The 24,418-nt window shown below is 63.4% G+C and carries 22 protein-coding genes; 13 read left to right on the forward strand and 9 right to left on the reverse strand.

Going from position 1 to position 24,418, the window contains the following annotated elements; all coding sequences use genetic code 11:
• Positions 1-24: 24 nt before the first annotated feature.
• A complete protein-coding gene (locus AC07OO_RS16420; RefSeq protein ID WP_495083156.1) occupies positions 25-2,994 on the reverse strand; it encodes an EAL domain-containing protein in 2,970 nt (989 codons plus the stop codon).
• Between the two features lie 113 nt (positions 2,995-3,107).
• Here AC07OO_RS16420 and AC07OO_RS16425 point away from each other — a divergent pair, with 113 nt between their 5' ends.
• On the forward strand, positions 3,108-3,542 hold the full coding sequence (locus AC07OO_RS16425; RefSeq protein ID WP_495083157.1) for an EVE domain-containing protein: 435 nt from the start codon (positions 3,108-3,110) through the stop codon (positions 3,540-3,542).
• A gap of 54 nt (positions 3,543-3,596) precedes the next feature.
• On the forward strand, positions 3,597-4,283 hold the full coding sequence (locus AC07OO_RS16430) for a helix-turn-helix transcriptional regulator (protein ID WP_495083158.1): 687 nt from the start codon (positions 3,597-3,599) through the stop codon (positions 4,281-4,283).
• Positions 4,284-4,303: 20 nt separating this feature from the next.
• Here AC07OO_RS16430 and AC07OO_RS16435 read toward each other — a convergent pair whose 3' ends face one another.
• The gene (locus tag AC07OO_RS16435; protein ID WP_495083159.1) at positions 4,304-4,786 is read right to left on the reverse strand and encodes a glutathione peroxidase; all 483 of its coding nucleotides are present in this window, start codon (positions 4,784-4,786) and stop codon (positions 4,304-4,306) included.
• A 173-nt stretch (positions 4,787-4,959) separates the two neighbouring features.
• Between AC07OO_RS16435 and AC07OO_RS16440 the strand changes: the two genes are divergently transcribed.
• The gene (locus tag AC07OO_RS16440) at positions 4,960-6,225 is read left to right on the forward strand and encodes a GGDEF domain-containing protein (protein WP_495083160.1); all 1,266 of its coding nucleotides are present in this window, start codon (positions 4,960-4,962) and stop codon (positions 6,223-6,225) included.
• Here the strand turns inward: AC07OO_RS16440 and AC07OO_RS16445 are convergent.
• Both AC07OO_RS16445 and lplT read right to left on the reverse strand, forming a co-directional pair.
• The gene (locus tag AC07OO_RS16445) at positions 6,181-7,086 is read right to left on the reverse strand and encodes an EamA family transporter (RefSeq protein ID WP_495083161.1); all 906 of its coding nucleotides are present in this window, start codon (positions 7,084-7,086) and stop codon (positions 6,181-6,183) included. The two genes, AC07OO_RS16440 and AC07OO_RS16445, sit on opposite strands and share 45 nt — an antisense overlap.
• Positions 7,079-8,362 (reverse strand): lysophospholipid transporter LplT, encoded by a 1,284-nt coding sequence (gene lplT, locus AC07OO_RS16450; protein WP_495083162.1) that lies wholly within the window; start codon positions 8,360-8,362, stop codon positions 7,079-7,081. The genes AC07OO_RS16445 and lplT overlap by 8 nt, the downstream gene beginning before the upstream one ends.
• A gap of 126 nt (positions 8,363-8,488) precedes the next feature.
• On the opposite strand from lplT, the gene alr reads away from it, so the two are divergent.
• The 8 genes from alr (at position 8,489) to waaF (ending at position 16,781) form a co-directional block, all read left to right on the forward strand.
• Positions 8,489-9,613: an alanine racemase gene (alr, locus tag AC07OO_RS16455; RefSeq protein ID WP_495083163.1), complete on the forward strand. Its 1,125-nt coding sequence runs from the start codon at positions 8,489-8,491 to the stop codon at positions 9,611-9,613.
• The gene (locus AC07OO_RS16460) at positions 9,610-10,821 is read left to right on the forward strand and encodes an HD-GYP domain-containing protein (protein ID WP_495083164.1); all 1,212 of its coding nucleotides are present in this window, start codon (positions 9,610-9,612) and stop codon (positions 10,819-10,821) included. Before alr ends, AC07OO_RS16460 begins: the two co-directional genes overlap by 4 nt.
• A 22-nt stretch (positions 10,822-10,843) precedes the next feature.
• Positions 10,844-12,235 carry a DNA repair protein RadA gene (gene radA, locus AC07OO_RS16465; RefSeq protein WP_495083165.1) on the forward strand — a complete coding sequence of 464 codons (1,392 nt, stop codon included), beginning with the start codon at positions 10,844-10,846 and terminating at the stop codon, positions 12,233-12,235.
• Between the two features lie 86 nt (positions 12,236-12,321).
• Complete coding sequence (locus AC07OO_RS16470; RefSeq protein ID WP_495083166.1) at positions 12,322-14,076, forward strand: methyl-accepting chemotaxis protein; 1,755 nt, start codon at positions 12,322-12,324, stop codon at positions 14,074-14,076.
• Positions 14,077-14,079: 3 nt separating this feature from the next.
• Positions 14,080-14,493 (forward strand): glycerate kinase, encoded by a 414-nt coding sequence (locus AC07OO_RS16475; RefSeq protein ID WP_495083167.1) that lies wholly within the window; start codon positions 14,080-14,082, stop codon positions 14,491-14,493.
• Positions 14,494-14,585: 92 nt separating this feature from the next.
• Positions 14,586-15,530, forward strand: coding sequence for a branched-chain amino acid transaminase (locus AC07OO_RS16480; protein ID WP_495083168.1), 945 nt, complete (start codon positions 14,586-14,588; stop codon positions 15,528-15,530).
• Positions 15,527-15,733 carry a zinc-finger domain-containing protein gene (locus AC07OO_RS16485; RefSeq protein ID WP_495083169.1) on the forward strand — a complete coding sequence of 69 codons (207 nt, stop codon included), beginning with the start codon at positions 15,527-15,529 and terminating at the stop codon, positions 15,731-15,733. Before AC07OO_RS16480 ends, AC07OO_RS16485 begins: the two co-directional genes overlap by 4 nt.
• A 43-nt stretch (positions 15,734-15,776) precedes the next feature.
• Positions 15,777-16,781: a lipopolysaccharide heptosyltransferase II gene (gene waaF / locus AC07OO_RS16490; RefSeq protein WP_495083170.1), complete on the forward strand. Its 1,005-nt coding sequence runs from the start codon at positions 15,777-15,779 to the stop codon at positions 16,779-16,781.
• Positions 16,782-16,849: 68 nt separating this feature from the next.
• Here the strand turns inward: waaF and AC07OO_RS16495 are convergent, their stop codons facing one another.
• From AC07OO_RS16495 to AC07OO_RS16510, 4 genes are read right to left on the reverse strand one after another with little or no spacing between them, the layout of a single operon-like run.
• A complete protein-coding gene (locus tag AC07OO_RS16495; protein ID WP_495083171.1) occupies positions 16,850-17,503 on the reverse strand; it encodes an energy transducer TonB in 654 nt (217 codons plus the stop codon).
• A gap of 2 nt (positions 17,504-17,505) precedes the next feature.
• Positions 17,506-17,928 (reverse strand): ExbD/TolR family protein, encoded by a 423-nt coding sequence (locus tag AC07OO_RS16500; RefSeq protein ID WP_495083172.1) that lies wholly within the window; start codon positions 17,926-17,928, stop codon positions 17,506-17,508.
• A gap of 24 nt (positions 17,929-17,952) precedes the next feature.
• Positions 17,953-18,384: an ExbD/TolR family protein gene (locus AC07OO_RS16505; RefSeq protein WP_495083173.1), complete on the reverse strand. Its 432-nt coding sequence runs from the start codon at positions 18,382-18,384 to the stop codon at positions 17,953-17,955.
• A gap of 33 nt (positions 18,385-18,417) precedes the next feature.
• The gene (locus AC07OO_RS16510) at positions 18,418-19,260 is read right to left on the reverse strand and encodes a MotA/TolQ/ExbB proton channel family protein (protein WP_495083174.1); all 843 of its coding nucleotides are present in this window, start codon (positions 19,258-19,260) and stop codon (positions 18,418-18,420) included.
• Between the two features lie 330 nt (positions 19,261-19,590).
• Between AC07OO_RS16510 and AC07OO_RS16515 the strand changes: the two genes are divergently transcribed.
• Together AC07OO_RS16515 and AC07OO_RS16520 are read left to right on the forward strand one after the other, a co-directional pair.
• Complete coding sequence (locus AC07OO_RS16515) at positions 19,591-21,516, forward strand: M3 family metallopeptidase (RefSeq protein WP_495083175.1); 1,926 nt, start codon at positions 19,591-19,593, stop codon at positions 21,514-21,516.
• 144 nt (positions 21,517-21,660) lie between these two features.
• The gene (locus tag AC07OO_RS16520; RefSeq protein ID WP_495083371.1) at positions 21,661-22,053 is read left to right on the forward strand and encodes a hotdog fold thioesterase; all 393 of its coding nucleotides are present in this window, start codon (positions 21,661-21,663) and stop codon (positions 22,051-22,053) included.
• Between the two features lie 112 nt (positions 22,054-22,165).
• Here AC07OO_RS16520 and AC07OO_RS16525 read toward each other — a convergent pair whose 3' ends face one another.
• Positions 22,166-24,274, reverse strand: coding sequence for an acetoacetate--CoA ligase (locus tag AC07OO_RS16525; RefSeq protein ID WP_495083176.1), 2,109 nt, complete (start codon positions 24,272-24,274; stop codon positions 22,166-22,168).
• Positions 24,275-24,418 lie beyond the last annotated feature (144 nt).

A 24,418-nucleotide genomic window follows, 5' to 3' on the forward strand; every position in this document is an offset into this window, starting at 1 on the left:
CTCGCTTCCGGCCGCTACACGCGTCTACTGTGCACCCTTCCCGATGAAGGCCTCGAAATCCGCCACGGCCATGGGTTTGGCGTATAAGAATCCTTGGGCGTAGTCACACCCGGCAGCGGCCAACAAATCCCGCTGCTCCGCGGTCTCCACCCCCTCTGCAATGACTCGCATGCCCAGTGCGTGGGCCATCACGATGATGGCCTTGCACAGGGCCAGGTCCGTGGAGTCGGGCACCAGGTGGCGCACAAAAGACTGGTCGATCTTCACAAAGTCGATGTCAAACTTCTGCAGGTAGGACAGTGACGAATACCCGGTACCAAAGTCGTCCAGCGACACGCGTATGCCGGCGGCGCGCAGGTCCAGCAGGTTTTCGGTCACGGTGGTGCTGGTGTCCAGCAGCAGGCCCTCGGTGATCTCCACCGCGATGGAATCGCCGGGCAGATGCTGGGCCAGTAGCTGCGTGGCCCAGGGCTCGCGGCCGGTGTTCGTGTGGTGGAACTGCACCGGTGACTTGTTGACGCTGATCTGGAAGTCCGGGGCCAGGCTCTTGCGCCAAGTCCGCACCTGGCGTGCCGCCTGCTGGAACACCCACTCACCAATGTCCACGATCAGGCCGCTGGACTCGGCGATGGGGATGAAGGACGCCGGGCTGACCATGCCGCGCGTGGGATGGTTCCAGCGTATCAGCGCCTCGGCCTTGTGGATGCTGCCATTGGCCAACGCGACGATGGGCTGGTAGTAGACCTCGAACTGCTGCTCGACCAGCGCCGTGCGCAGGTCATTGGCCAGGCGCACGCGGGTCTGCGCGGCCTCTTGCAAGGCGGGCGTGAAGAAGCTGAAGCGGTTGCGCCCCGCGCCCTTGGCCACATAGAGGGCCTGGTCGGCGTTCTTCAGCAGGTCTTCGATCTCGGTGGCATCGGTGGGGTACATGGTGATGCCGATGCTGGCCGACACAAACACCTGTTCGGTGCCGAGCTGGAACACCGCGCCCAACGCGTGCAGCATTTTTTGCAAAACGCCTTCGAGGTGGTGGCTGCTGGGCAACTCGGTCAGTATCACCGTGAACTCGTCGCCCCCCATGCGGGCCACGGTGTCGGATGCACGCACGCAGGCCTGTATGCGCCGCCCGGCCTCGATCAGCAGCAAGTCGCCGCGGTCGTGGCCCAGCGTGTCATTGACCTCCTTGAAGTGGTCCAGGTCGATGAACAGAATGGCCAGTTGCTGGTGGTCGCGTTTGCTCTTCTTGATCTCCTGCTCCAGCCGGTCGCGCAGCATGCGCCGGTTAGGCAGGCCTGTCAGTGTGTCGTAGAAGGCCTGGTGGCGTATCAAGGCCTCGGCCTCCTTGCGGCTGGAGATGTCGGTGAAGGTGCCGATCATGCGCAGCGGTTTGCCCTCGGCATCGCGGCTGATGACCATGCCGCGGCTGAGCACCCATTTCCAGGTACCGTCCTTGCACAGGATGCGGCGCTCGCTCTGGTAGCTGGGTGTGCGGCCTTCAAAGTGGTCCTTGCGGGCCTGTAGCAGTTGCTCCACGTCGTCGGGGTGGGTACGGTCGTCAAACTCTTCGGGGCGGCTGTTGAGGTCACCGCCACCATAGCCACACATCTGCAGCAGGCGCTTGGAAAAAAATTCGGTACCGGCCTGGATATGCCAGTCCCACACACCGTCGCCAATGCTCTCCAGCGCCAGCTTCCAGCGTTCCTCGCTCTCACGCGCCGCGGCTTCGGCCTGGCGGCGCTCGGTGATGTCTTGCAGCACCGAGGTGCGCTTGAGCGCCCGGCCCTTGTCCCAGGCGATCGCACCCTTGAAGCGCACCCAGATGTGGCGGCCCGTCCAGGTGACCATTTCCAGTTCCAGGTCGTGCTGGGTCTCGGTGACCGTGTCGTTGGGCGGCACGATGGGTCTGATCACTTCTTGCGATGCCGGTGTGAAGAAGCGCTGCGTGGAGGCCAAGTCGCCGGGTGTGAACTCTTCGGGCGTGACCTCCAGGATGCGGTAGACACCCTCGGTCCAGTACACCATGCCGCTGACGAAATCCCGCTCCCAGCCGCCCACGCGGGCAATAGTTTGCGTGGCTTCCAGCAACTGGTTCAGGCGCTTGCGGTCGGCCTCGGCCTTGACATAGGCGCTGACGTCGGCAAAGGTGCGCACCTTGCTGCCATCGCCCAGGAACTGGGTGCGCACCTCCAGCGTGCGACCGGCGGGCGTCACGCGCAGATAGTGGGTGGGCAGGGTGTCGGTGGGGCCGGCGGCGGCATTGATCAGACCTTGCCGTGCAGGCCCCTCGACCAACTGCGCGTTGGGGCCGAAGTCGCCACGCTGCAACTGAAAGTGCACCAGATCCTGCTCGGTAGGCAAGCCGGCCAGCAGCGAAAACGGCAGGTCCAGCAGTTCGCAGACCCGGGGGTTGAACTTGCGCACGCGGTGATTGGCGTCAAACAGCAGAATGCCCTGGCTGATGCTGGTTAGCGTGGTCTGCAGCAGCTGGCTGTTCTCCAACAGCTCGGCATTGAGCGTACGCAGTGCCTCCTCGTCACGCTTGCGGGCGGAAATGTCAGTGTGTGTGCCTATCATGCGCAGCGGTGAGCCGATCAGATCGCGCTCCACCACCATGCCGCGCGTCAGTATCCACTTCCAGCTGCCGTCCTTGCAGCGCATGCGGAAGTCCACCGCGTATTCAGACGTCCGGCCGTCCATATAGGCCTGGGCCGCGGACTGCACGATGGGCAAATCGTCGGGGTGGGTCAGGCGCACAAAGTCCTGGTAGCCGTGGTTGAGCTCGCCGGCCTCAAAGCCCAGCATCTCTTCCCAGTGGCGCGAGTGCACTTGGATGCCGGTGGCCAGGTTCCAGTCCCAGACCCCAACACCCGAGCTTTCCAGGGCCATTTTCCAGGGGCCATCCCCGGCAGAGTTGGAGTGCAAGGCGTCGTTCACGGCTACCAGTATCCCATGGGGCAGATGGCAATGGAAGGCGATACAGGCCCGCCGGCTCATGGCTTTCCCGTAGCTTCTTTTCAGCGCGGCGCGCAGAGTCTCCTGACACTGCGTTGTCAGCAGACCCGGCGCACCATAGCGGCTTCTTCATACCCACACCACGGAGTCAAACGATGAAAAACTGGATCGCCGTTGCCTGCGCCGCCCATGCCCGCCGCGGCCGTGAGGGCGGCTATATGCAGGTCTGCCATGGCAAGCTCGCGCCGATACGCCGCGTGCGCCCCGGTGACCGCCTGGCCTACTACGCGCCTACCGTCACGATGGGCGGTAAGGACACCTGCCAGCGGTTTGTGTCCATCGGGCTGGTACAAGCCGGAGAACCGTATCCCTTCGATGCTGGGGACGGGTTTGTGCCCAACCGGCGGGACGTGGGCTATGTGCCTTCGCAAGAGGCTTCCATCCTGCCGCTGCTTGATGCCTTTGAATTCGTGGAGAGCAGCCAGCGCTGGGGCTATAAATTCCGTTTTGGCCTGTTCGACGTCAGCGACCACGACATGCGGCTGATTGCCCAGGCGATGGCGGTCGATTTGGGTTCGCTACGTTTTTGATAGCTGATCACGCAGCTTGCACGAGGGCTAGGAGCATAGAATGCCAAACACACTATGCGCCGCGCCGACCGACTCTTCCACATCGTCCAGCTGATACGCGGCCGCCGTCTCACCACGGCGGCCTTCCTCGCCGAGCGGCTGGAGGTGTCCGAGCGCACCGTCTACCGCGACGTGGCGGAGCTGCAGCACCAGGGCGTGCCCATCGAAGGCGAGGCCGGTGTGGGCTATCGGTTGGGCGCCGGTTTTGAGTTGCCGCCGCTGATGTTCAGCGAAGGCGAAGCCCGAGCCCTGGTGGCGGCCACCCGCCTGGCCCAGGCCTGGCTGGACCCGGCGCTGGCCCGCGATGCCGAACAAGCCCTGGGCAAGATTCTGTCGATACTGCCACGCCAGACGCGCGCCGCAGCCGAAAGCCTGGCGCTGTACGCACCCTCGTTCAGCGTGGACCCCGCCATCCAGCAAACCCTGCAGACACTGCGTGAGGCCGTACAGGCGCGCCGCAAACTGACGATCACCTACCGCGATGTGGCCGGCCAAGCCAGTGAGCGCAGCCTGCGCCCGCTGGGCTGCTTTTTCTGGGGCCGGGTCTGGACGCTGGCCGCCTGGTGTGAGACGCGCCACGCGTTTCGCACCTTCCGGTTGGACCGCATGGACGCACCGCAACTGCAAGGCGCAGTGTTCAAGGACGAGGCCGGCAAGACGCTGGCGGACTTTTTACGCCAGGCCGGGGCTACGCCGGTCTGAGCGACGCGCGTAGCGCAGGCTTAGGCCAGCGCGGCCTCGATGTCGTCGGCCATGCTCTGCGGTGTGTCGGTAGGGGCGTAGCGCTTGAGCACCTGGCCATCTTTGCCGACGAGGAACTTCGTGAAGTTCCATTTGATGGCCTTGGTGCCCAACAGGCCAGGCGCTTCGGCCGTCAACCATTGGTACAGCGGGTGGGCATCGCCGCCGTTGACGTTGACCTTGGCCATCATGGGGAAGCTGACGCCGTAGTTGAGCTGGCAGAACTCGGCGATCTCGTCATTGCTGCCACTGTCTTGCGCACCAAACTGGTTGCACGGGAAGCCCAGCACCACCAGGCCCTTTTTGCCATAGGTCTTGTGCAATTCCTCCAGGCCCGCAAACTGCGGCGTGAAGCCACAGGCGCTGGCGGTGTTGACGATCAGCATGGGCTTGCCGGCATATTTTTTCAGAGCCACGGACTTGCCGTTGATAGCGAGGGCGTCGAAGTCATAAACAGTGGTCATAGTGGGCTGCTCGTAGTGGAAGAACGAAAGGGTGGAGTGGGCCGACCTTAGCACCCTGGCAAAAACACTTGCACCGGTGTGCTATTGGTGTGAAGATTCTCGCAGTTTGGAGACACCGGTGCGTGGCGCATAGGCGACCGCACGGCCAACACCACCACAGAGAAGGGCGAAGGGTGACCGCAGAAACCGGGTTCAGGACCATACTGTCTGGCGCCCAAAGCCTGAAGCAGGAATACGACCAGGTGCAGGGCGTGGCCACCATCGACACGCTCAAACGCGGCCGTGTGCTGGTGATGCTGGCCGTGCCTCTGCATGCCACCATCGCCTGGTGGTTTGCCCACTACCGGGTGCCAGCAGGCCAGGCGCCTCTGCAAGCCTGGGCCGACGCGCTGACGTGGTTGCAGGCCGGGCTGTCGGCGGCCCTGCTGGTCTGCGGCCTGCTCGCCCATGGCCTGTTGCGCAGCCCAGGCAAGGGTGCCGGCCCGGCTGGCCTGGCAGTGCAGACTGCCATTTGCGCGGCGTACTTGGCCTTCGGCGCGACCGCGTCCATTCTGGATGTCGGCATAGGCAATGGCATCGCCACCTTTCTGGTGATTTGCATGGGCGTGGCCATGTTGTCGCTGATGCGGCCCAAGGTGTCGGTACCCCTGTTTGGCATCAGCTTCGGGCTGTTCTGGGGCTTTCTGGATACCCGTAACCTGAATGCCGCACTGCTGGCCAGCGTGCAGATACAGGCCATTGCTGCGGTGCTGATGGCGCAGCTGATCTCGGTAATGATGTGGCACCAGTACACGCGTACCGTGCTCTTGGGCCGCAAGCTGGTGCTCAGCAACGAGGCCTTGCTGCGCAAGCAGCAGGAGCTGGAGACCCTGGCCGAGCGCGACACCTTGACCGGCCTGTTCAACCGCCGCAAATTCATGCAACTGGCCGAGCAGGAATTGGGTCGCGCCGTCCGCATGCCCTGCGACATTTGCGTCGTGATGGTGGACCTGGATTTTTTCAAACAGATCAACGACCAATACGGCCACCCCGCCGGCGACCAGGTGCTGCAGCAGGTGGCAGCCCGCCTGCTGGCCGCGGTGCGCAGCACCGACATCGTGGCCCGCATGGGGGGTGAGGAATTCATCGTGCTGATGCCCGACACGCCCGGCGCCGGCGCGCTGGCGCTGGCCGAAAAACTGCGCCAGACCCTGCGCGAGCGCCCGCTGCAGCTGGTTGAGCATACGGTGCCCATCACCGCCAGCTTTGGCGTCACCGGCCTGGAGCCGCAGCAGCGCGCCTCATTAGAGGCCCTGTATGCCGCGGCCGATCAGGCCCTGTACGTGGCCAAGAAGCAGGGCCGCGACCGCGTGGAATGGGCCGATACGCTGATCACCGGAACCGTGATGGGCTTTTCACGCGGAGGGTCCGGTAGCGCCGTGGCCGCCGCCAAAGGATAAGGTTGACAGCAGCGCCGCCAGCAGGATCAAGGCCCCGCCCAGCAGCACACGGCCACCCAGTTCCCCTGCACCCAGCAGCACAGCCGATACGCTGGCAAACACCACTTCGGACAGCATGACGATGGACGTGGTACTGGCACTCAGTCGCTTGGCGCCGTACTGCAACCCCATATTGCCGATCAGGATGAACAGGCTCAAGCCCGCCACCCAGAGGGGCCAGGCCCCGGCCGGTGCGGGTAGAGCCGTCACCACGCCCAGGTGCAGACCCGTGCAAGCCGCCAAGGCCGACATCAGCGCGCCACCGGCAAACATGGCCAGCATGCTGGCCTCCGACGGCACCCGGTGCAGGCGCCGCAGCATCACATTGGTCAGCGCAAAGCTGAAGCCCCCCACCAGTGCCAAACCATCGGCCAGGCTTTCGGGCCAGGGCCAGGCGGATTCGGGCGTCTTGAGCACAATGACCACACCCAGCAGCGCCAGCAGCAAACGCCCCAGCGCACCGGCGCTGGGTTTTTCACCCAACAGGGGCCAGGCCAGCAGCACAGACCAGGCCGGCATCAGATAAAACAACAGCACGGCGCGCACCACATCGCCCACGGTGACGGCCCAGTTGAAACCCACATTGGTCATGCCCGAGGCCAGCAACAGCCACCACAAAGCCGGGTGCTGCAAAAAGCCGCGCCATGCCGCTGGGCGCACCAGCGCCAACCAGACCCAGGCCGCGACATACACCAGCGCGGTGGCCCACATGGGGTGCACGCCCAGATCCAGCACCTGCCGAAACGGCCACCAGGAAACGCCCCAGGTGAAGGCATTGAGCAACAGGCCGCCTGCTGCCAATGCACTATTCAGTCTAGCCATGCATGTTGTCGTGGCGGGCGATTTCTAGCAGGTTGGCAATGTCGGCGGCGTGCTCGCGGCAGTTGCGTTCATGCCAGCGCTTGATCAGCCACATGAACCCGGCCACCACCAAGCCAAAGACCGTGATGGCGCCAAAGGCCGACAGCCCCATGCCGGTGGACAGGCTGTAGAAGGCACCCAGGCCCAGGATGCAGGCCTGCTCATTGAAGTTTTGCACGGCAATGGAGCGGCCCGCGCCCATCAGGTTGTGGCCCCGGTGCTGCAACAGCGCATTCATGGGTACAACCAGAAAGCCGCCCAGTCCGCCCAGCAGAATCAAGAACGGCGCGGCCACCCAGACATTGGTGATGAAGTTCAGCAAGATCACCAGCACGCCCATGGCGATGCCCAGCGGTAAGACCTGGGTGGCCTGGTCCAGGCGCATACGCACCGAGGCCACGACCGCGCCTACGGCGGTGCCGATGGCCACCACGCCCACCAGGGCCGAGGCCTGGGTCACGGTATAACCCAGCACCGTGGCGGCCCAGGCCAGCACAATGTATTTGAGGTTGCCGCTGACGCCCCAGAACAGCGTGGTCGTGCCCAGCGAGATCTGGCCCAGGCGGTCGCGCCACAGGCGCAGATTGCAGGTCCAGAAATCGGGCAACAAGCTGATCAGGTGCTTGGGCAGGGCGCGCATGGGCACGCCGGTGTCGGGAATGCGGGTGTTGAACCAGGCCGCCAGGATGTAGACCAGGATCAACACACTGATGGCGGCCTCGGGCGGGGTTGCAATGCCGGTGTCGACGAGGGGCATGTCCAGCGACAGCAAATAGGTCGACACCGATTTGCCCACCAACTGTCCACCCAGCAACACGCCCAGGATGATGGAGGCAATCGTCAGCCCCTCGATCCAGCCATTGGCCTTGACCAGTTGCGAGGGTGGTAGCAGCTCCGTGAGGATGCCATATTTGGCCGGCGAATAGGCCGCAGCACCCAGACCCACAATGGCGTACGACAGCAGCGGATGGGTGCCAAACAGCATCATGATGCAGCCGGCGATCTTGATGGAATTGCTGTAGAGCATGACCCGCCCCTTGGGCAGCGCATCGGCCACCGCGCCGACAAACGGTGCCAACAGCACGTAAAACAGCGCGAACATGGGGATCAGAGCAGCCTGCTGCCACTCTTGTGCGCCACTGGTGCGCAATAGCTGCACGGCCGCCACGAACAAAGCGTTGTCTGCCAGCGAGCTAAAAAACTGCGCCGACATGATGGTGTAAAAGCCGCGTTTCATGCGTGGGGTCTGCGCGCATCAGAGGAACTGATGCGAGGGGTTATTGTGGAGGTCTCCAAACGTGGCGTGGTTATAGCACGCCCGCAGTGTCAGAATTGGGTCAGCTCCGTCCTCAAGGTTTTTACCATGCCCCGCCCCATTCTCGCCACGATCCACACCCAGGCCTTTCGTAACAACCTGGCGCGTATGCGCAGCGCAGCTCCCGACGCGCGGGTCTGGGCCGTGGTCAAGGCCAATGCCTATGGCCATGGCATTGAGCGGGCGTTCGAGGGCATGCGGGGTGCCGACGGTTTTGCGCTGCTGGACTTCAACGAGGCCCAGCGCGTGCGCGACCTGGGCTGGCGTGGCCCCATCCTGATGCTGGAGGGCGCGTTTGAGCTGCGCGATCTGGAACTGTGCTCGCGCTTGGACCTGTGGCACACCGTGCACTGCGAGGCCCAGATCGACATGCTGGCCGCGCACAAGACCAATGTGCCGCAACGCGTGTTTCTGAAGATGAACTCGGGCATGAACCGGTTGGGCTTTACACCCGAGCGCTACCGATCGGCCTGGGCCCGGTTAAACGCCCTGCCCCAGGTGGATGAAATTTCGTTGATGACCCACTTCAGCGACGCCGACGGCGCCAAGGGCGTCGCCGAGCAGATGGCCATTTTTGCCCGCACCACGCGTGACCTGCCCGGCGAGCGCAGCCTCTCCAACAGCGCCGCCACGCTGCGCCACACCGTGAACCCGGCACAGGCCGACGCCCAGCCCGACCAGTATGTGGTGTCCGACTGGGTGCGCCCCGGCATTGCCATGTATGGCAGCGCGCCCGACTTCCCCGAGCACACCGCGGCCGACTGGGGCTTGCAGCCCACGATGACGCTTGCTGCAAAAATCATAGCTATTCAAACAATGGCGGCGGGGGCTAGCGTCGGATATGGCTCAAGCTTCACGGCGCAGGAAGAGATGCGCATCGGCGTCGTGGCTTGTGGCTACGCCGACGGATACCCGCGCATCTGTCCCACCGGCACGCCAGTGCTGGTGGACGGCGTGCGCACCCGCACCGTGGGCCGGGTCAGTATGGACATGCTGACCGTGGACCTGACACCCGTGCCCCAGGCCGGCCCCGGTAGCGTGGTCACGCTGTGGGGCGCGGCCGCCAATGGTGCGGTGCTGTCCATCGACGAGGTAGCGGCCCGCGCACAGACCGTGGGTTATGAACTGATGTGCGGCCTGGCCCAGCGGGTTCCCGTCGAGGTGGCAGCATGAAATACGTGCCCATTCCGGTCGCCTTGCTGGAAGTGGGCAAGCCGTTGCCGGTGGACGTGTGGAGCGCAGCCGGCCAGTTGCTGCTGCGCAAGGGGCAGCCGGTGACATCGGAAGAGCACCGCGAGAAGCTGCATGCCCACAACGCCTCGTCCACCCCCACCGATGCCCAGGCCTGGCAACGCAGCTACGAGCGCATGGTGCATGCCATGCTGAGCGCCGGTGCCGATGTAGAGGCCATCGCCCGGGCACCCATGCCCAGTGAGATCCGCGCCACCGATTACGTCGTTGGCGAGCAGCTCAATGGCGGCTGGCTGGACCTGCAAGAAGTGCTGCGCGGCATCCTGTACCAGGGCGGCCTGGCCATCAGCCCTCTGGAACGCCTGGTAGGTATCGAGAAGAAGGCGCTGGATTTGCTGCAGGCCGATACCGACGACAGCTTGTTCTGCCTGTTCCAGGCCCTGGCGGATACCAGCCAGGGTTACTGTGCCAGCCACGCCCTGTTGTGTGCCGTGATCTGCCACCTGACGGCCCACAAACTGGCCATTGCCGAGCCGCAGCGGCAAGGCCTGTTCACCGCCGCCCTGCTGATGAATATTGGCATGGCGCGCGACCAGGACAGCCTGGCCCGCCAGAAGACCGCGCCCACGGACTGGCAGCGCACACTGATCCAGGAGCATCCGCAAAAGAGCGTCACCATCCTGCAGGGTTTTGGCATCGCCGACCCCGAGGTGCTGGACATCGTGCGCTGGCACCACGAGCCCGACGCGGCCGACGGCCTGGACGCCACCGCCATGGCGCGCCGTGTGCTGGCCATGGCCGACAGCTTTGTGGCCAAGATGGCCGCGCGCAAGACGCGGGTGTCGCTGTCGCCGGTCAAGGCCGTCAAGTCCATGGTCATGGGGGCTGAAGGTGTGTCCCAGGGCATTGCGTCGGCCATGGCCCAGGCGGCGGGCTTTTATCCACCCGGCACCTATGTGAAGCTGGCCAATGGCGAGACGGCGCTGTCGGTGCAACGCGGCGAACGGGCCAATACGCCCTGGGTCATCCCCCTATTGGACAAAGACGGCGTGGCCATAGCCAAGCACCTGTGCAAGGAAACCACGACGCCGGCCACCACCATTGCCGCGGCTGTGACGGTGGAAAACGTGCGCGTCACCTTGAGCGTGGAGAAAGTGCGCAAGGCCAGGGCAGCCATCAAGCATCTGTAATTTTGTACAGTATTATGGTGGCATGGCCAAAGACAAAACCATCTACACCTGTACCGAATGCGGTGGCACCAGCCCCAAGTGGCTGGGCAAGTGCCCCAGTTGCGCCGCCTGGAACACACTGATCGAATCGGTGGCAGAAAGCGCCGCACCGGCCAAGAACCGCTACAGCTCGCAATTCCAGGCGCTGGCCAAGACTGCCGAGGTAGCCGTGCTGGCCGACATCGATGCTACCGACGTGCAGCGCACGCCCACCGGCCACGAGGAACTGGACCGCGTGCTGGGTGGCGGCATTGTCGAAGGCGCCGTGGTGTTGATCGGCGGCGACCCCGGTATTGGCAAATCCACACTGCTGCTGCAGGCGCTGGATTCGCTGCAGCGCGGGGGGCAGTCCACCCTCTACGTCACGGGAGAAGAAAGTGGCGCCCAGGTTGCGCTGCGCTCGCGCCGCCTGGGGTTGCACGGCTCCCAGGTCAAGGTGCTGGCTGAGATCCAGCTCGACAAGATACTGGCCACCATAGACGCCCAGCAGCCCGACGTGGCGGTCATCGACTCCATCCAGACCGTGTACTCGGACCAGCTCACATCGGCACCAGGCTCGGTGGCCCAGGTGCGTGAATGCGCGGCCCACCTGACACGCTGCGCCAAATCCAGCGGCACGTCCATCGTGCTGGTGGGGCATGTCACCAAGGAGGGGGCGCTGGCCGGGCCTCGCGTGCTGGAGCACATGGTGGACACAGTGCTGTATTTCGAAGGCGAAACCCATAGCAGTTTCCGCCTGGTGCGGGCTATCAAAAACCGTTTCGGCGCCGTCAACGAGATCGGCGTTTTCGCGATGACCGAGAAAGGCCTGAAAGGCGTCAGCAACCCTAGCGCCATTTTTCTAAGCCAGCACGCTGAGCCGGTGCCCGGCAGCTGCGTCATGGTGACGCTGGAAGGCACGCGGCCACTGCTGGTAGAAATCCAGGCTCTGGTCGACAGCGGCGGGCCTTCGCCGCGGCGCTTGAGTGTGGGGCTGGACCGTGACCGCTTGGCCATGTTGCTGGCCGTGCTACACCGCCACGCCGGCGTGGCCTGCATGGACCAGGACGTATTCGTCAACGCCGTGGGCGGCGTGCGCATCAGCGAGCCGGCTGCCGACTTGGCCGTGCTGTTGGCCATCACGTCCAGCCTGCGCGGCAAGCCGCTGCCCAAGGGCTTCTTTGCCTTCGGTGAGATCGGCCTGGCCGGCGAAGTGCGTCCGGCACCGCGCGGCCAGGAGCGCTTGAAGGAAGCCGCCAAGTTGGGGTTTACCGTGGCCATCGTGCCCAAGGCCAATGCTCCCAAGAAGTCCGGCAGCAAGGAGTTCGAAGGCCTGACCATCCATGCGGTGGACCGGGTCGAAGAAGCCATGGAGGTCGTGCGCGGACTGGGTTGATGGCTTCGGGTTTGTCCCGGGCCTTTTTGTAGAAACCTGCGCGCGGCGCGGTCTAAGATGTGCCTTCCATTGTTGGAGGCAACACCATGAAATTGAGCAACGTGTCCGTCGGCGCCAAGTTGTGGATGGCCCTGGGGGTCGTGATTGGTCTGTTGTTGTTCACGCTGCTGGTGACCGCCGGCCGCGGTGCCGCACTGGGCGCCCGGCTGGACGCCGACGCGGCGGAACGTCTGATCAAGGCGCGCGAGTATTCGCGTTGGGTCGGCCTGACCGAGACCAATTTCACCCGCACCCTGGCCACGCTGACCAGCTCCGACCCGGCCGTGGGCCAGTTGTTCAAAGATCCGGTGGCAGCCGGCCTGCAAGAGATCGCCGATGTGCGCAAGGGCATTGAGGCGATGAACAATTCCCCCGCCACCAAAAGCCTGATCGCCAAGTCGGTCGACGACGGCACGGTGATTCGGGCCTCCATCGCCAAGGCTACGCAACTCAAGACCAGCGGCGACCAGGAGGCTGCGCTGAAGGAACTCACCGCCACGCTGACACCCGCCGTCAACCGCTACCTGGCCACGCTGCGCGAGATTGTGGCGCTGCAGGCCACCGAATTCGAAGAAGCCAAGCTTTACTATGCCGGCGAACGCCAAAGCTCGACCAACTTTGCACGCCTGATGGTGGCCGCTTTGATACTGATTCTGGCCGGTGGCACCTGGTGGCTGATCCAGCAAATCCGCCAGCCACTGCGCGATGCCATCGGGGTGGCCGAGACCATTGCGGCCGGCGACCTGAGCGTCAAGGTCAACGCCGATCGGGGCGACGAGTTTGGCGAAATGATGAAGGCCATTGCCCACATGCAAGACCAATTGGTGCACCTGGTGGCCGACGTGCGTGTGGGCACCGACAGCATGGCCGACGTCAGCGAAGAAATCGCCGCCGGCAACAACGATTTGTCGCAGCGCACCGAGCAGACGGCCGCCAACCTGGAAGAGACCGCGTCCAGCATGCAGGAGTTGACCTCCAATGTGAAGCAATCGGCCGACTCGGCCCGCCAGGCCAACCAATTGGCAGCCTCCGCAGCCCAGGTCGCCAAGCGCGGCGGCGAGGTCGTTGGCCAGGTCGTGTCCACGATGGACCAGATCAATGCCAGCTCGCGCAAGATTTCGGACATCATCAGTGTCATCGACGGCATTGCCTTTCAGACCAATATCCTGGCGCTCAATGCTGCGGTCGAGGCAGCACGGGCCGGGGAACAGGGCCGTGGCTTTGCCGTGGTAGCCAGCGAGGTACGTAGTCTGGCAGGCCGTTCGGCCGACGCTGCCAAGGAGATCAAGTCACTGATCAGCACCAGCGTCGAGAAGGTGGAAGACGGTTCGGCCTTGGTGGCCCAAGCCGGCGAAACCATGACGGAAATTGTGGGCTCGGTGCAGCGGGTGACCGACATCATGGGCGAGATCACCGCGGCGGCGTCCGAGCAGGCCGATGGCATCGCCCAGGTCAATGCGGCTGTGGCCCAGTTGGACCAGATGACGCAGCAGAACGCGGCCTTGGTGGAGGAGTCCGCCGCGGCTGCCAGCAGCATGAAGGATCAGGCGCACCGCCTGGCCGGCGTGGTGGCAACCTTCAAGCTCGATGCCCAAGCAACACCAGCGGCACCCATGGCGGCACCTGCCGCCCGTAAGGCGCCAACACGGCCACCCCTGAACACCGCCAGCACCCCAAAAACTACACTGGCCCATCGCAAGCCGGCGTCCCCCACCCCCGCCAAGCTGGCGCCGCCGGTCGCCACCGCGCCCGCCAAAACCAGCACCCCCAAGGGTGGGGACGACGACTGGGAAACTTTTTAAGCCATGGCTTGGATGACGCCGCGCCTGCGGCTGTTTGCAACCCGTACCTTGGTGGCCATCGCCATAGTGACCGTCAGCGTGCTGGCCTACCGCGCGTATGCCTGGCCGGGCTTGGCCCTGGCACTGGGCGGCCTGGTGATGTGGGCCTTGTTACACGTGAGCCGCATGCTGATGGTGTTGCGGCGCACGGCCCAAAACCCCGTAGGCTCGGTCGCCAGCGCGGTGATGCTGCACGCCCGGCTGGAGGCGGGCATGGCTTTGCTACAGGTCTTGGCGCTGACACGGGCCATTGGTCAGTCGCTGGGAGAACCCGACGACGAGCCTTTGCGATACCAGTGGACCGACGCCTCCCAGACCAGCGTACGCTGCAGTTTTGCGTACGGCCGGCTGGTGCACTGGGAATTGCTGCGGCCCTGAGTCCGTGCTGCGCTGGCAGCTTGGTCTGGCAGCCACCCCGGCCGTAAAATCTGCGTTTCTCCGATTCCAAGATTCTTCCAAGGAAAACCGCCATGAGCCCCCTACCCCCTTCAATGTCCGACCGCGATGGAAAAATCTGGATGGATGGCCAGATGGTCGATTGGCGCGACGCCAAGATCCACGTGTTGAGCCACACCTTGCACTACGGCTGCGGCGCGTTTGAGGGCGTGCGGGCCTACAACACGGTCAACGGTACTGCCATCTTCCGCCTAGAAGAGCACACCGAGCGCCTGTTCAACAGCGCCAAGATCCTGCGCATGAAGATTCCGTTCACGAAGGAGCAGGTCAATGAAGCCCAGAAGGCCGTAGTGCGCGAGAACAAACTGGAGAGCTGCTACCTGCGCCCGCTGACCTGGATCGGCGACAAGAAGCTGGGCGTCTCGCCCAAGGGCAACACCATCCACGTGATGGTTGCCGCCTGGCCCTGGGGCGCCTACCTGGGTGAAGAAGGCATGCGCCGCGGCATCCGCGTCAAGATTTCCAGCTACACCCGCCACCACGTCAACATCACGATGACCCAGGCCAAGGCCGTCAGCAACTACACCAACTCCATCCTGGCCAACATGGAAGCCACCGATGACGGCTACGACGAAGCCATGCTGCTGGACGCCAATGGTTTCGTCTCCGAAGGCGCGGGCGAGAACCTGTTTGTCATCAAGAACGGTGTCGTCTACACACCTGACCTGTCGGCCGGCGCGCTGAACGGCATCACCCGCAACACCGTCATGCACATCTGCAAGGACCTGGGGCTGGAGCTGGTGCAAAAGCGCATCACCCGCGATGAGGTCTATATCTGCGACGAAGCCTTCTTTACCGGCACGGCCGCCGAAGTGACCCCCATCCGCGAGCTGGATCGCATCGAACTGGGCACCGGCTCACGCGGCCCCATCACCGAAAAAATCCAGACCGCCTTCTTTGACATCGTCAACGGCCGCAACCCCAAATACGCCCACTGGCTCACGAAAGTCTCTTCATGAAAACCGCTACCGTTGAACTCCTGGCCCATGACCTCAACCACCAGGGCGGCGTGTTCTGTCCCAGCCCCTTGGCCAAGATGGACACCTGGAACACGCACCCCAAGGTCTACTTGGATGTGGGCAAATCCGGCGAAGCCAAGTGCCCCTACTGCAGTACCGTCTACCGCCTGAAGGCTGGCGAACACTTCGCCGCAGGGCACTGAATATGCCCGCATTCGTGCTGCTACCGCTGGAAGAAAGGCACGGATGACCCGCAGCCTGGTCATCGCCCCGCAATGGATTGGCGATGCGGTGATGACCGAGCCTCTGCTGCGCCGCTTGCATGCGCGTGGCGAAAGCCTGACGATCGGCGCCCTGCCTTGGGTCGCCCCGGTCTACCGCGCCATGCCGCAAGTGGTCGACTCGGTGCTGGAACTGCCTTTCGCCCATGGCGGGCTGCAGTGGAAGGAACGCCGCGGTCTGGCCCGTGCTTTGCAGGGGCAATTTGATATCGCCTATGTCTGCCCCAATTCCTTCAAAAGCGCCCTGTTGCCGTGGTGGGCCGGCATCAAGAAGCGCGTGGGCTACCACGGCGAATCCCGCCGCTGGGTGTTGACCCAGCGCCTGCCCAACCCGCCCGAGGGAACCCGTCCGCCCATGGTGGCCTTTTACTCGGCGCTGAGTGGCGAGGTTGGTATTGCGGACGACAAGCCCCAGCTGGAATTGGATGCCGTGAAGATCGACGCGGCATTGGCCGGCATGCACCTGCAGCGTCAGGGCTACTACGTGTTCGCGCCGGGCGCCGAGTACGGCCCGGCCAAGCGCTGGCCGGCTCGGCACTTCGCGGTGTTGGCCGAGCAATTGAGTCTGCCAGTTGTGCTGCTCGGTTCGTCCAAGGAGTCGGCACTCTGCGCAGAAATCACCCGCACCGTCAACGCGGCCCAGCCTGGCCAATGCTTGGACTGGTCGGGCCGCACCTCGCTCGACCACGCCCTGGCCGCCATCGCCGCTGCCAAGGCCATGGTCAGCAATGACTCGGGCTTGATGCATGTGGCCGCCGCTTTTGGCGTGCCGCAAGTGGCGCTGTTTGGTTCATCCAGCCCCTTGCACACGCCCCCGCTGAGCGACCAGGCCCATGTGATCTGGCTGAAGAACGACCCGGGCTATGTACCGCCGCTGGATTGCGCCCCCTGCTTTGAGCGCGAATGCCCGTTGGGCCACACCCGCTGTCTGGTGGATATCGCCCCAGACGACGTGTTGAAGTTTCTATAGCGCCCCCAAAACACGCAGGCAGAAAAAAAGCCACCCGAGGGTGGCTTTTTTATTGGGCAATAACCGCCTTATTCGAGCTTGAACACAAACTCTTGTGTAGCGGTGATTTCACCGCCACCGGACGAGCACTTGTATTGCATCATCGCGGCCTTGACGGCTGCGTGGAACACACGCGGACCGGACAGAATCGTCACTTCACGCACAGCGCCATCACGGATCACCGCACTGGCCTTGACCGTGCCTTCGGTGCCATCCTGGGTTGCCTTGCGAGGCATTTCAGGCTGAACCTGGGTGGGGCAAGCCACACGGATGTCCGAGCGGTTGGGCGCGGGCGCGGGTGGAGCTTGCGGTGGTGGCGGTGGCGCAATCGGTGCCTGCACAGGTGGTGGTGCTGCCACCGACTGGATCACCGGCGCATTGGTCACCGGTGGCGCCACATCGGGTGGTGGCACGAACGGTGGAGGGGGTGCCTCGACCTTGGGCGCCTCTGGCGGCTTGATCTGCTTGGGTGGCGGCGGTGGTGGTGGTGGGATGATGACTTCCTGAATCACCACGGCTTCAAGTGATTTCTTGGTCTTCTTCATCACGTCATGGGCCGTGCCGGAAATCAGCGCCCACAGCAGCAGAATGTGCAAGCCAATAACAATGGCAATGCCCTTGTAGCGCTTGGAAGGGTCTTTTGGCCGGTAAACCGGGTGCAGGCCAAGCGTATTCGTGTTCATATTCATTGGACGAACTGCTCGCTTCCGATCACCGCCATCTTGGTCAAGCCCTTGCGCTTGGACGCCGACAAGACATTGGCAAACACAGCATAAGACGCCGACTTGTTGGGCCGGATGTGAACCTCAGGCTGTTGATCCTGCTTGCTGACCGTTTCCATATTGGTGTCCAGCTCTCCCGCAGAAACGGGCAAACCTTGCCAATAGACCACGCTGTTTTCGTCGATATCGATCTGAATTTTTTCAGGCTTGATATTGTTGCTGGGGGGCGTACCCACCGGCATATCCAGGCTGACCGCGTGCAACTGGATGGGGATGGTGATGATCAACATCACCAACAGCACCAACATCACGTCAATCAAGGGCGTGGTGTTGATGTCCATCAGCACTTCAGGATCGCCCGAGGCGTTTCCTACATTCATAGACATATTGCTATTCCTCCTGGCGTGCTATCAACCGCCCAAGGGTGGGGGTTCGGTAATGAACGCCACCTTGACGATACCAGCGCGCTGGCATGCATAAAGAACCTTGCCAACACCTTCGTATCGGGAGGCCAAGTCGCCGCGAATCTGCACTTCAGGTTGCGGTTTGACGGTCGAGACCTTTTTCAGCTTGTCGACCAATGCTTCCACATTGGTCACCTTCTGGTCATACCAGAAGACGCTGCCAGCCGTGTCGACCGAAATAATGATGTTTTCTGGCTTGGTTTCCCGGATTTCCACCCGTTCTTTGGGCAGGGTCACGGGAATCGAGGTCGTGACGACGGGAATGGTGATCAAGAAAATGATCAACATCACCAGCATCACGTCCACCAGCGGTGTCGTGTTAATGGCTGCTATGACGGCGTCATCTTCACCGTCAATACTGCCAACATTCATGGACATAGAGCTAACTTTCTGCGCGTTTACCGCACGTGCTTAGCTCTTGGAAGCCGAACCCAGCAAGACCGAGTGCAAGTCGCTGCCGAAGCTGCGCACGTCGTCCATCACACCCTTGTTGCGGGCGATCAGGTAGTTGTAAGCCAACACGGCGGGAACGGCAACAGCCAGACCCAGAGCCGTCATGATCAGCGCGGAACCCACGGGGCCGGCAACCTTGTCGATGGACGCTTGGCCGGACATACCGATGGCGGTCAGCGCGTTATAGATGCCCCACACGGTACCGAACAGACCGACGAAAGGAGAAATGGAACCCACGGTAGCCAGGAAGGACAGGCCACCTTGCATTTCGCGGTTCACGCGGTCCACAGAGCGCTGGATGCTCATGCTGATCCAGTCGTTCAGAGGGATGTGGCCCATCAGACCACCGTGCTTCTTGGTAGCGTCCACGCCAGCAGCGGCGATGAACTGGTAAGGGCTGTCTTTGCTCAAAGCTGCAGCGCCTTGGGCAACGGTGCCAGCGCCCCAGAATTTTTCAGCGGCTTCGCGGGCGAAGCTGTTGGCCTTGCGCTGTTCCAGCATCTTGATGGCCAAGATGTACCAGCTACCCATGGACATGATGGCCAGAATGATCAGAACGCCCATATCCACGGAGTGGGCGTTGTGCCACAGTGCACCGATACCGTAAGGATTGTCAGCCGAGCTGTCGGCTTTCTTGGCGGCTGGGTCGGCGGCGGCAACCACAGCGGCGGAGGCAGCAGCGGCTGGCTCGGCAGTTTGGGCCATAGCGGGGGTGGTCACACCGGCCACCGAGACAACAGCCAGACTCAGGGTCAGGGCCCAGGCGCGAACCAACTCTTTGAACTTCGTATGCACAATCATTTCCTTATAGAAAAAATACTAATGTCGTTTGGATGCCGGGTCGGAATCCGGGGGCGCAGCGTCCGTAAACTGCTAAACTGAAAGTCGGCTATTGTAATTTGCCTGGATGGTGCTTTGCATCCACCCACCGGAACAGCACCTAGCGTTTTCGATATCAGGGTTTCCACTAGATTACAGCCAAAAACACACCCCATGCGCCACGAATCTTCCGCTGACCGTATGTCCAACCCCCTACTCCAACCCTGGAAACCGCCCTACGGGCTGCCTCCATTCGGTGAGGTCAATTCAGCACATTTCGTGCCAGCGTTCGAATGGGCACTACCCCAGCATTTGGCTGAAATAGATGCCATCGCGGCCAACACAGAAGCGCCAACCTTTGACAACACCATAGCAGAACTGGATGTCTCCGGCCGCGCGCTGGACCGCATTACCTTGCTGTTTCACAATCTGACCGCCAGCGAGACCTCGCCCGAGTTGCAGGCCGTGCAGTTGCAGATGGCACCTAGGCTGGCCGCGCACGAAAACACGGTCTTCATGCATGCCGGGCTGTTTGCCCGCATCGAAGCCCTGCATGAAAAGCGCCACACGCTGGGTTTGGATGCCGAGCAATTGCGCCTGCTGGAGCGGGTGCACCTCGATTTCGTGCGCGCCGGCGCCCGCTTGACGGGTGAACAGCGCCAGCGCTACGGCGAGATCATGGCCGAACTGGCCACGCTGTGCACGCAATTTGGGCAAAACCTGCTGGCCGAAGAGTCCACCTACACGCTGGAACTCAAAACCGAGGCCGACCGCGCCGGCCTGCCCGCCTTTGTGCTGCAGGCTGCCCGGGCCGCGGCCCAACAGCGGGGGCTGGGCGACGACGCCTATGCCATCACGCTGTCGCCCTCGCTGGCCGAGCCGTTCTTGACCTTCTCCAGCCGCCGCGACCTGCGCGAGACCCTGTGGCATGCCCGTGTGGCACGGGGTGCCAACGCTGGCGCCCACGACAACCGCCCGGTCGCGGCCCGCATCATGGCCCTGCGCCAGGAGCAGGCCGCGCTGCATGGCTACAAGACGTATGCCGACTACGAGCTGGTGGACCGCATGGCCGGCAAAACCAGCGCCGTGCTGGATCTGCTGAACCAGGCCTGGATACCCGCCAAGGCCTATGCCGACGTCGACCGCCAGGCCCTGACCGACATGGCCCGCTCTTTGGGCGAGCCTACGCCAATTGCTGCCTGGGACTGGCGCTACCTGGCGCAAAAGGTCCGCGCCCAGCGTTTTGACCTGGACGACGCCGAACTCAAACCCTATTTCTCGCTGGACGCCATGGTGGCGGCCATGTTTGATTGTGCGCAGCGCCTGTTCGGGCTGCGCTTTATTGAACAGCCTGGCACCACCTTGCACCATCCCGATGCCCGTTTGTGGGAGGTGCGTGCGCAAGACGGTGCGCTGGTCGGCCTGTTCATTGGCGACAACTTTGCCCGCAGCTCCAAGCGCAGCGGCGCGTGGATGAGCGTGTTCCGCAGCCAATCTGGCCATTTCGGCGGCACGCTGCCCATCGTCATCAACAACAACAACTTCGCCAAGGCCAGTCCCACACTGCTGAGCTTTGACGACGTGCGCACGCTGTTCCACGAATTCGGCCACGGCCTGCATGGCCTGCTGTCCAAGGTGCGCTACGAGCGCCTGGCCGGAACCCAGGTGCTACGCGATTTTGTCGAGCTGCCTTCGCAACTGTTCGAGAACTGGGCCATGGAGCCCGAAGTGCTGCAGCGCCACGCCCGCCATGTCGACACCGGCGAGCCCATGCCGGCCGCCCTGCTGGAAAAACTCAAACGCTCCCGCCAATTCGACCAGGCCTGGGCCACAATCCAGTACACAGCCCCGGCGCTGATCGATATGGCCCTGCACGCCCTGCCCAATGGCACGGCCGTGGACATTGCCCAGTTCGAAGCCGACCAATGCGCCAAGCTGGGAGTGCCCGCCGATATCGGCCTGCGCCATGGCCTGAGCCACTTCCAGCATTTGTTCTCCGGCTCCAGCTACGCCGCCGGCTACTACGTCTATATGTGGGCCGAAGTGCTGGAGGCCGATGGTTTTGCCGCCTTCACCGAGGCGGGCAGCCCTTTTGATGCCACCACCGCCCAGCGTTTGCTGCAGACCATTTACAGCAGCGGCAACCGCCAAAACCCCGCGGATGCCTACCGCGCCTTCCGCGGTCGCGACCCGCAAGTGCAGCCCATGTTGCGCAAACGCGGCCTGCTAGAAGCATGACCCCCACGCTTGTCGCTTCGCGTACTACGCTGCCCCCCAAGGGGGCCGCGGTCGTCTTGGGGCGGCCCGGCGACGACCACCACGTCCAACTCTGACGAGCACACCACCATGTCGTCCATCTGGCAAAAACCCGTCACCGTCGAAATGCTGACCCGCGTCAGCGCCAACTCGGCATCGTCCCACCTGGGTATTGAGTTTGTGGAGATCGGCGACGACTTCATCACCGCCCGCGTGCCAGTGGACGAGCGCACACGCCAGCCCTATGGCCTGCTGCACGGCGGCGTCAGCGTGGTGCTGGCCGAGACGCTGGGTTCGTTGGGCGCGGCCATGTCCAGCCCCGAAGGCACCCGCGCCGTCGGCCTGGACATCAACGCCAACCACCTGCGCGCCGCGACCAGCGGCTGGGTCACCGGCACGGCCCGCCCCATCCACCGCGGCCGCACGACCCATGTGTGGCAGATCGAGTTGCACAACGAGGCGGGCGAGATGACCTGCATCTCGCGCATCACGATGGCCATCCTCGAGCCGAAGAAATAGCCCCCACGCTCCGCCGCTGCGCGGGTCGCCGCCCCACTACCAAAGGGGTCGCTACGCACCGGGGGCTAAATCCGCTTGGGGCGGCCGGGCGCGGATTTGCTGCCCTCAGCTCCTAGGTGCCGGTCAGTCTCTTCAGTGCAAACGCCACGTACCAATCCAGGCAGCCCGGATTGGCCATCGCGTCCTTGTTGACCACCTTCTCCAGCGGCTGACCCAGCAGCAGTTTCTTGATCGGCAGCTCCTGCTTCTTGCCCGACAGCGTGCGCGGAACCTCGGCGACCTGGAAGATGGCATTGGGCACGAAACGCGGGCTCAGCGCGGTCTTGATGGCGTTGGCGATGGTGGCCTGCAAGGCGTCGTCCAGCACCAGGCCCGGCCGCAGCACCACAAACAGCGGCATATAGCTCTCGCGGCCCAGGTATTCCAGGTCCACGACCAGGCTGTCCACGACCTCGGGCAGGGCTTCCACCGCGCTGTACAACTCGCTGGTGCCCATGCGCAGACCGTGGCGGTTGATCGTCGCGTCGCTGCGGCCAAAGATCACGCAGCCCTCGCCACCGTCCTCCTTGGTCCCCACACGCAGCCAGTCGCCATGGCGCCAGACGCCGCCTGCTTCCGCAGGGGCATCCCCGCCGCCGGGCTTGCGGCCGTGGCCAGCGGGATACATCTCGAAGTAACTGGCCAAGTAACGGACGTTGCCCGCATCACCCCAGAAGTACAGCGGCATGGACGGTATCGGCTGGCTGCAGACCAGTTCACCGACCTCGCCCAGCACCGGTTCACCCTGCTCGTTCCACGCCTCGACCGCGCAGCCCAGCAAGCGGCATTGCATGACACCCGGCTCTTGGGGTAGCTCGCGGTTGCCGCCGATAAATGCGCCGCAGAAGTCCGTGCCACCCGAAATATTGCACCACCAGATGTCTTGTTGCGCATCGCTCTTCGCGATGCACCTGAACTGCTCGGTTCCCCAAGTTTGCGCCTCAGGTGATAACGGTGATCCCGTAGTACCCAAGGCCCGTACCGCCGACAGATCCCCAACGGCAGACAGGTCCAACCCCGCCTTCAAACAATTGGCATAAAACGCCGCACCGGCCCCGAAGAAGGTGACGCCGGTTTCGCTGGCAAAACGCCATAGCGTGGTCCAGTCGGGCGCGGCCGGGCTACCGTCGTAGATCACGCAGGTCGTGCCATTCAGCAAACCGGCCACCTGCGCATTCCACATCACCCAGCCCGTGGAGCTGTACCAGTGGAAGCGCTCGCCCCAGGTGTTGGCCTCGTAGCTGCAGCCCACATCGTTGTGCAACACCTTCATCGCCAGCGCCACCAGCACGGTGCCGCCATGGCCGTGCACGATGGGTTTGGGCAGGCCGGTGGTGCCGCTGGAGTAGACGATCCACAGCGGGTGGTCAAATGGCAGCCAGAGTGGCTCAAACGCCGAAGTGCTTGCGTCATTTCTGGCGGTAGCCCTCGTAAAATCTACATGTGTTGCTATCAAATTATGAGTAACTTGGAACACATCGCGCGTGCCCAGGTTCGCATGCAAGACCACATGCTGCACCGTGGGCAGCGCATCCACCAGCGACTGCACCACAGCCATGCGGTCCAAGTCACGCCCGCCGTAGCGCACGCCGTCGCAGGCGATCAGTATCTTGGGTGTGATCTGCTGGAAGCGGTCCAGCACGGCGTTCGTGCCCATATCCGGCGCGCAGATGCTCCACACCGCGCCGATGCTGACCGTGGCCAGAAAGGCCACCATGGCCTCGGGAATATTCGGCAAATACGCCGCCACCCGGTCTCCCGGTTGCACACCCTGGGCCTGCAGGTGCAGCGCCAGTGACGCGACCTGACGGCGTAGCTCGGGCCAGCTCAGCTCGCGGTGTTCGCCCTTTTCATTGCGGCTGACGATGGCGGCAAACCCCGCAGCATGCGCAGGCTGCACATGGCGAAACACCTGCTGCGCGTAATTGGCCTGCGCGCCGGGAAACCACACCGCGCCCGGCATCACATTCTTGGCCAGCACTGCGGTATGCGGCGTGGGCGACTCCATGCCAAAGTAATCCCACACGCTTTGCCAATAGGCATCCAGGTCGGTGATGGACCAGTTCCACAGCTCGCGGTAGGTGGCGAACGACAGGCCGCGGTTGGCCTCCAGCCAATCCTGGTACAGGCGGATTTGCGGGATGTAGGGGGCGGCTGTTATCTCGGACATGCTGATCGTCATTTTCTTGGGGCTGTTCTGTTGTCACTATTGTGGGAGCGTCAGCGAGTGTTGCATGGTACGGCGTCGTCGTGCACGTACGCGGGTGACACCTCCAGCCACCCTTTACCCCGCCCAAGGAATGCCGACGCTTAACGCCTGACAACA

The organism is Rhodoferax sp. GW821-FHT07G04 (assembly GCF_059418585.1).

Bases quoted from the DNA above. Each gene is read 5' to 3' on its own strand.
- AC07OO_RS16520 (WP_495083371.1), top strand. From the start codon at position 21,661: ATGCTGACCCGCGTCAGCGCCAACTCGGCATCGTCCCACCTGGGTATT.
- AC07OO_RS16525 (WP_495083176.1), bottom strand. From the start codon at position 24,274: ATGACGATCAGCATGTCCGAGATAACAGCCGCCCCCTACATCCCGCAA.
- AC07OO_RS16500 (WP_495083172.1), bottom strand. From the start codon at position 17,928: ATGTCTATGAATGTAGGAAACGCCTCGGGCGATCCTGAAGTGCTGATG.
- alr (WP_495083163.1), top strand. From the start codon at position 8,489: ATGCCCCGCCCCATTCTCGCCACGATCCACACCCAGGCCTTTCGTAAC.
- AC07OO_RS16485 (WP_495083169.1), top strand. From the start codon at position 15,527: ATGAAAACCGCTACCGTTGAACTCCTGGCCCATGACCTCAACCACCAG.
- AC07OO_RS16430 (WP_495083158.1), top strand. From the start codon at position 3,597: ATGCGCCGCGCCGACCGACTCTTCCACATCGTCCAGCTGATACGCGGC.
- AC07OO_RS16435 (WP_495083159.1), bottom strand. From the start codon at position 4,786: ATGACCACTGTTTATGACTTCGACGCCCTCGCTATCAACGGCAAGTCC.
- AC07OO_RS16460 (WP_495083164.1), top strand. From the start codon at position 9,610: ATGAAATACGTGCCCATTCCGGTCGCCTTGCTGGAAGTGGGCAAGCCG.
- AC07OO_RS16470 (WP_495083166.1), top strand. From the start codon at position 12,322: ATGAAATTGAGCAACGTGTCCGTCGGCGCCAAGTTGTGGATGGCCCTG.
- lplT (WP_495083162.1), bottom strand. From the start codon at position 8,362: ATGAAACGCGGCTTTTACACCATCATGTCGGCGCAGTTTTTTAGCTCG.
- AC07OO_RS16475 (WP_495083167.1), top strand. From the start codon at position 14,080: ATGGCTTGGATGACGCCGCGCCTGCGGCTGTTTGCAACCCGTACCTTG.
- AC07OO_RS16495 (WP_495083171.1), bottom strand. From the start codon at position 17,503: ATGAACACGAATACGCTTGGCCTGCACCCGGTTTACCGGCCAAAAGAC.
- AC07OO_RS16510 (WP_495083174.1), bottom strand. From the start codon at position 19,260: ATGATTGTGCATACGAAGTTCAAAGAGTTGGTTCGCGCCTGGGCCCTG.
- waaF (WP_495083170.1), top strand. From the start codon at position 15,777: ATGACCCGCAGCCTGGTCATCGCCCCGCAATGGATTGGCGATGCGGTG.
- AC07OO_RS16480 (WP_495083168.1), top strand. From the start codon at position 14,586: ATGAGCCCCCTACCCCCTTCAATGTCCGACCGCGATGGAAAAATCTGG.
- AC07OO_RS16425 (WP_495083157.1), top strand. From the start codon at position 3,108: ATGAAAAACTGGATCGCCGTTGCCTGCGCCGCCCATGCCCGCCGCGGC.
- AC07OO_RS16505 (WP_495083173.1), bottom strand. From the start codon at position 18,384: ATGTCCATGAATGTTGGCAGTATTGACGGTGAAGATGACGCCGTCATA.
- AC07OO_RS16445 (WP_495083161.1), bottom strand. From the start codon at position 7,086: ATGGCTAGACTGAATAGTGCATTGGCAGCAGGCGGCCTGTTGCTCAAT.
- radA (WP_495083165.1), top strand. From the start codon at position 10,844: ATGGCCAAAGACAAAACCATCTACACCTGTACCGAATGCGGTGGCACC.
- AC07OO_RS16420 (WP_495083156.1), bottom strand. From the start codon at position 2,994: ATGAGCCGGCGGGCCTGTATCGCCTTCCATTGCCATCTGCCCCATGGG.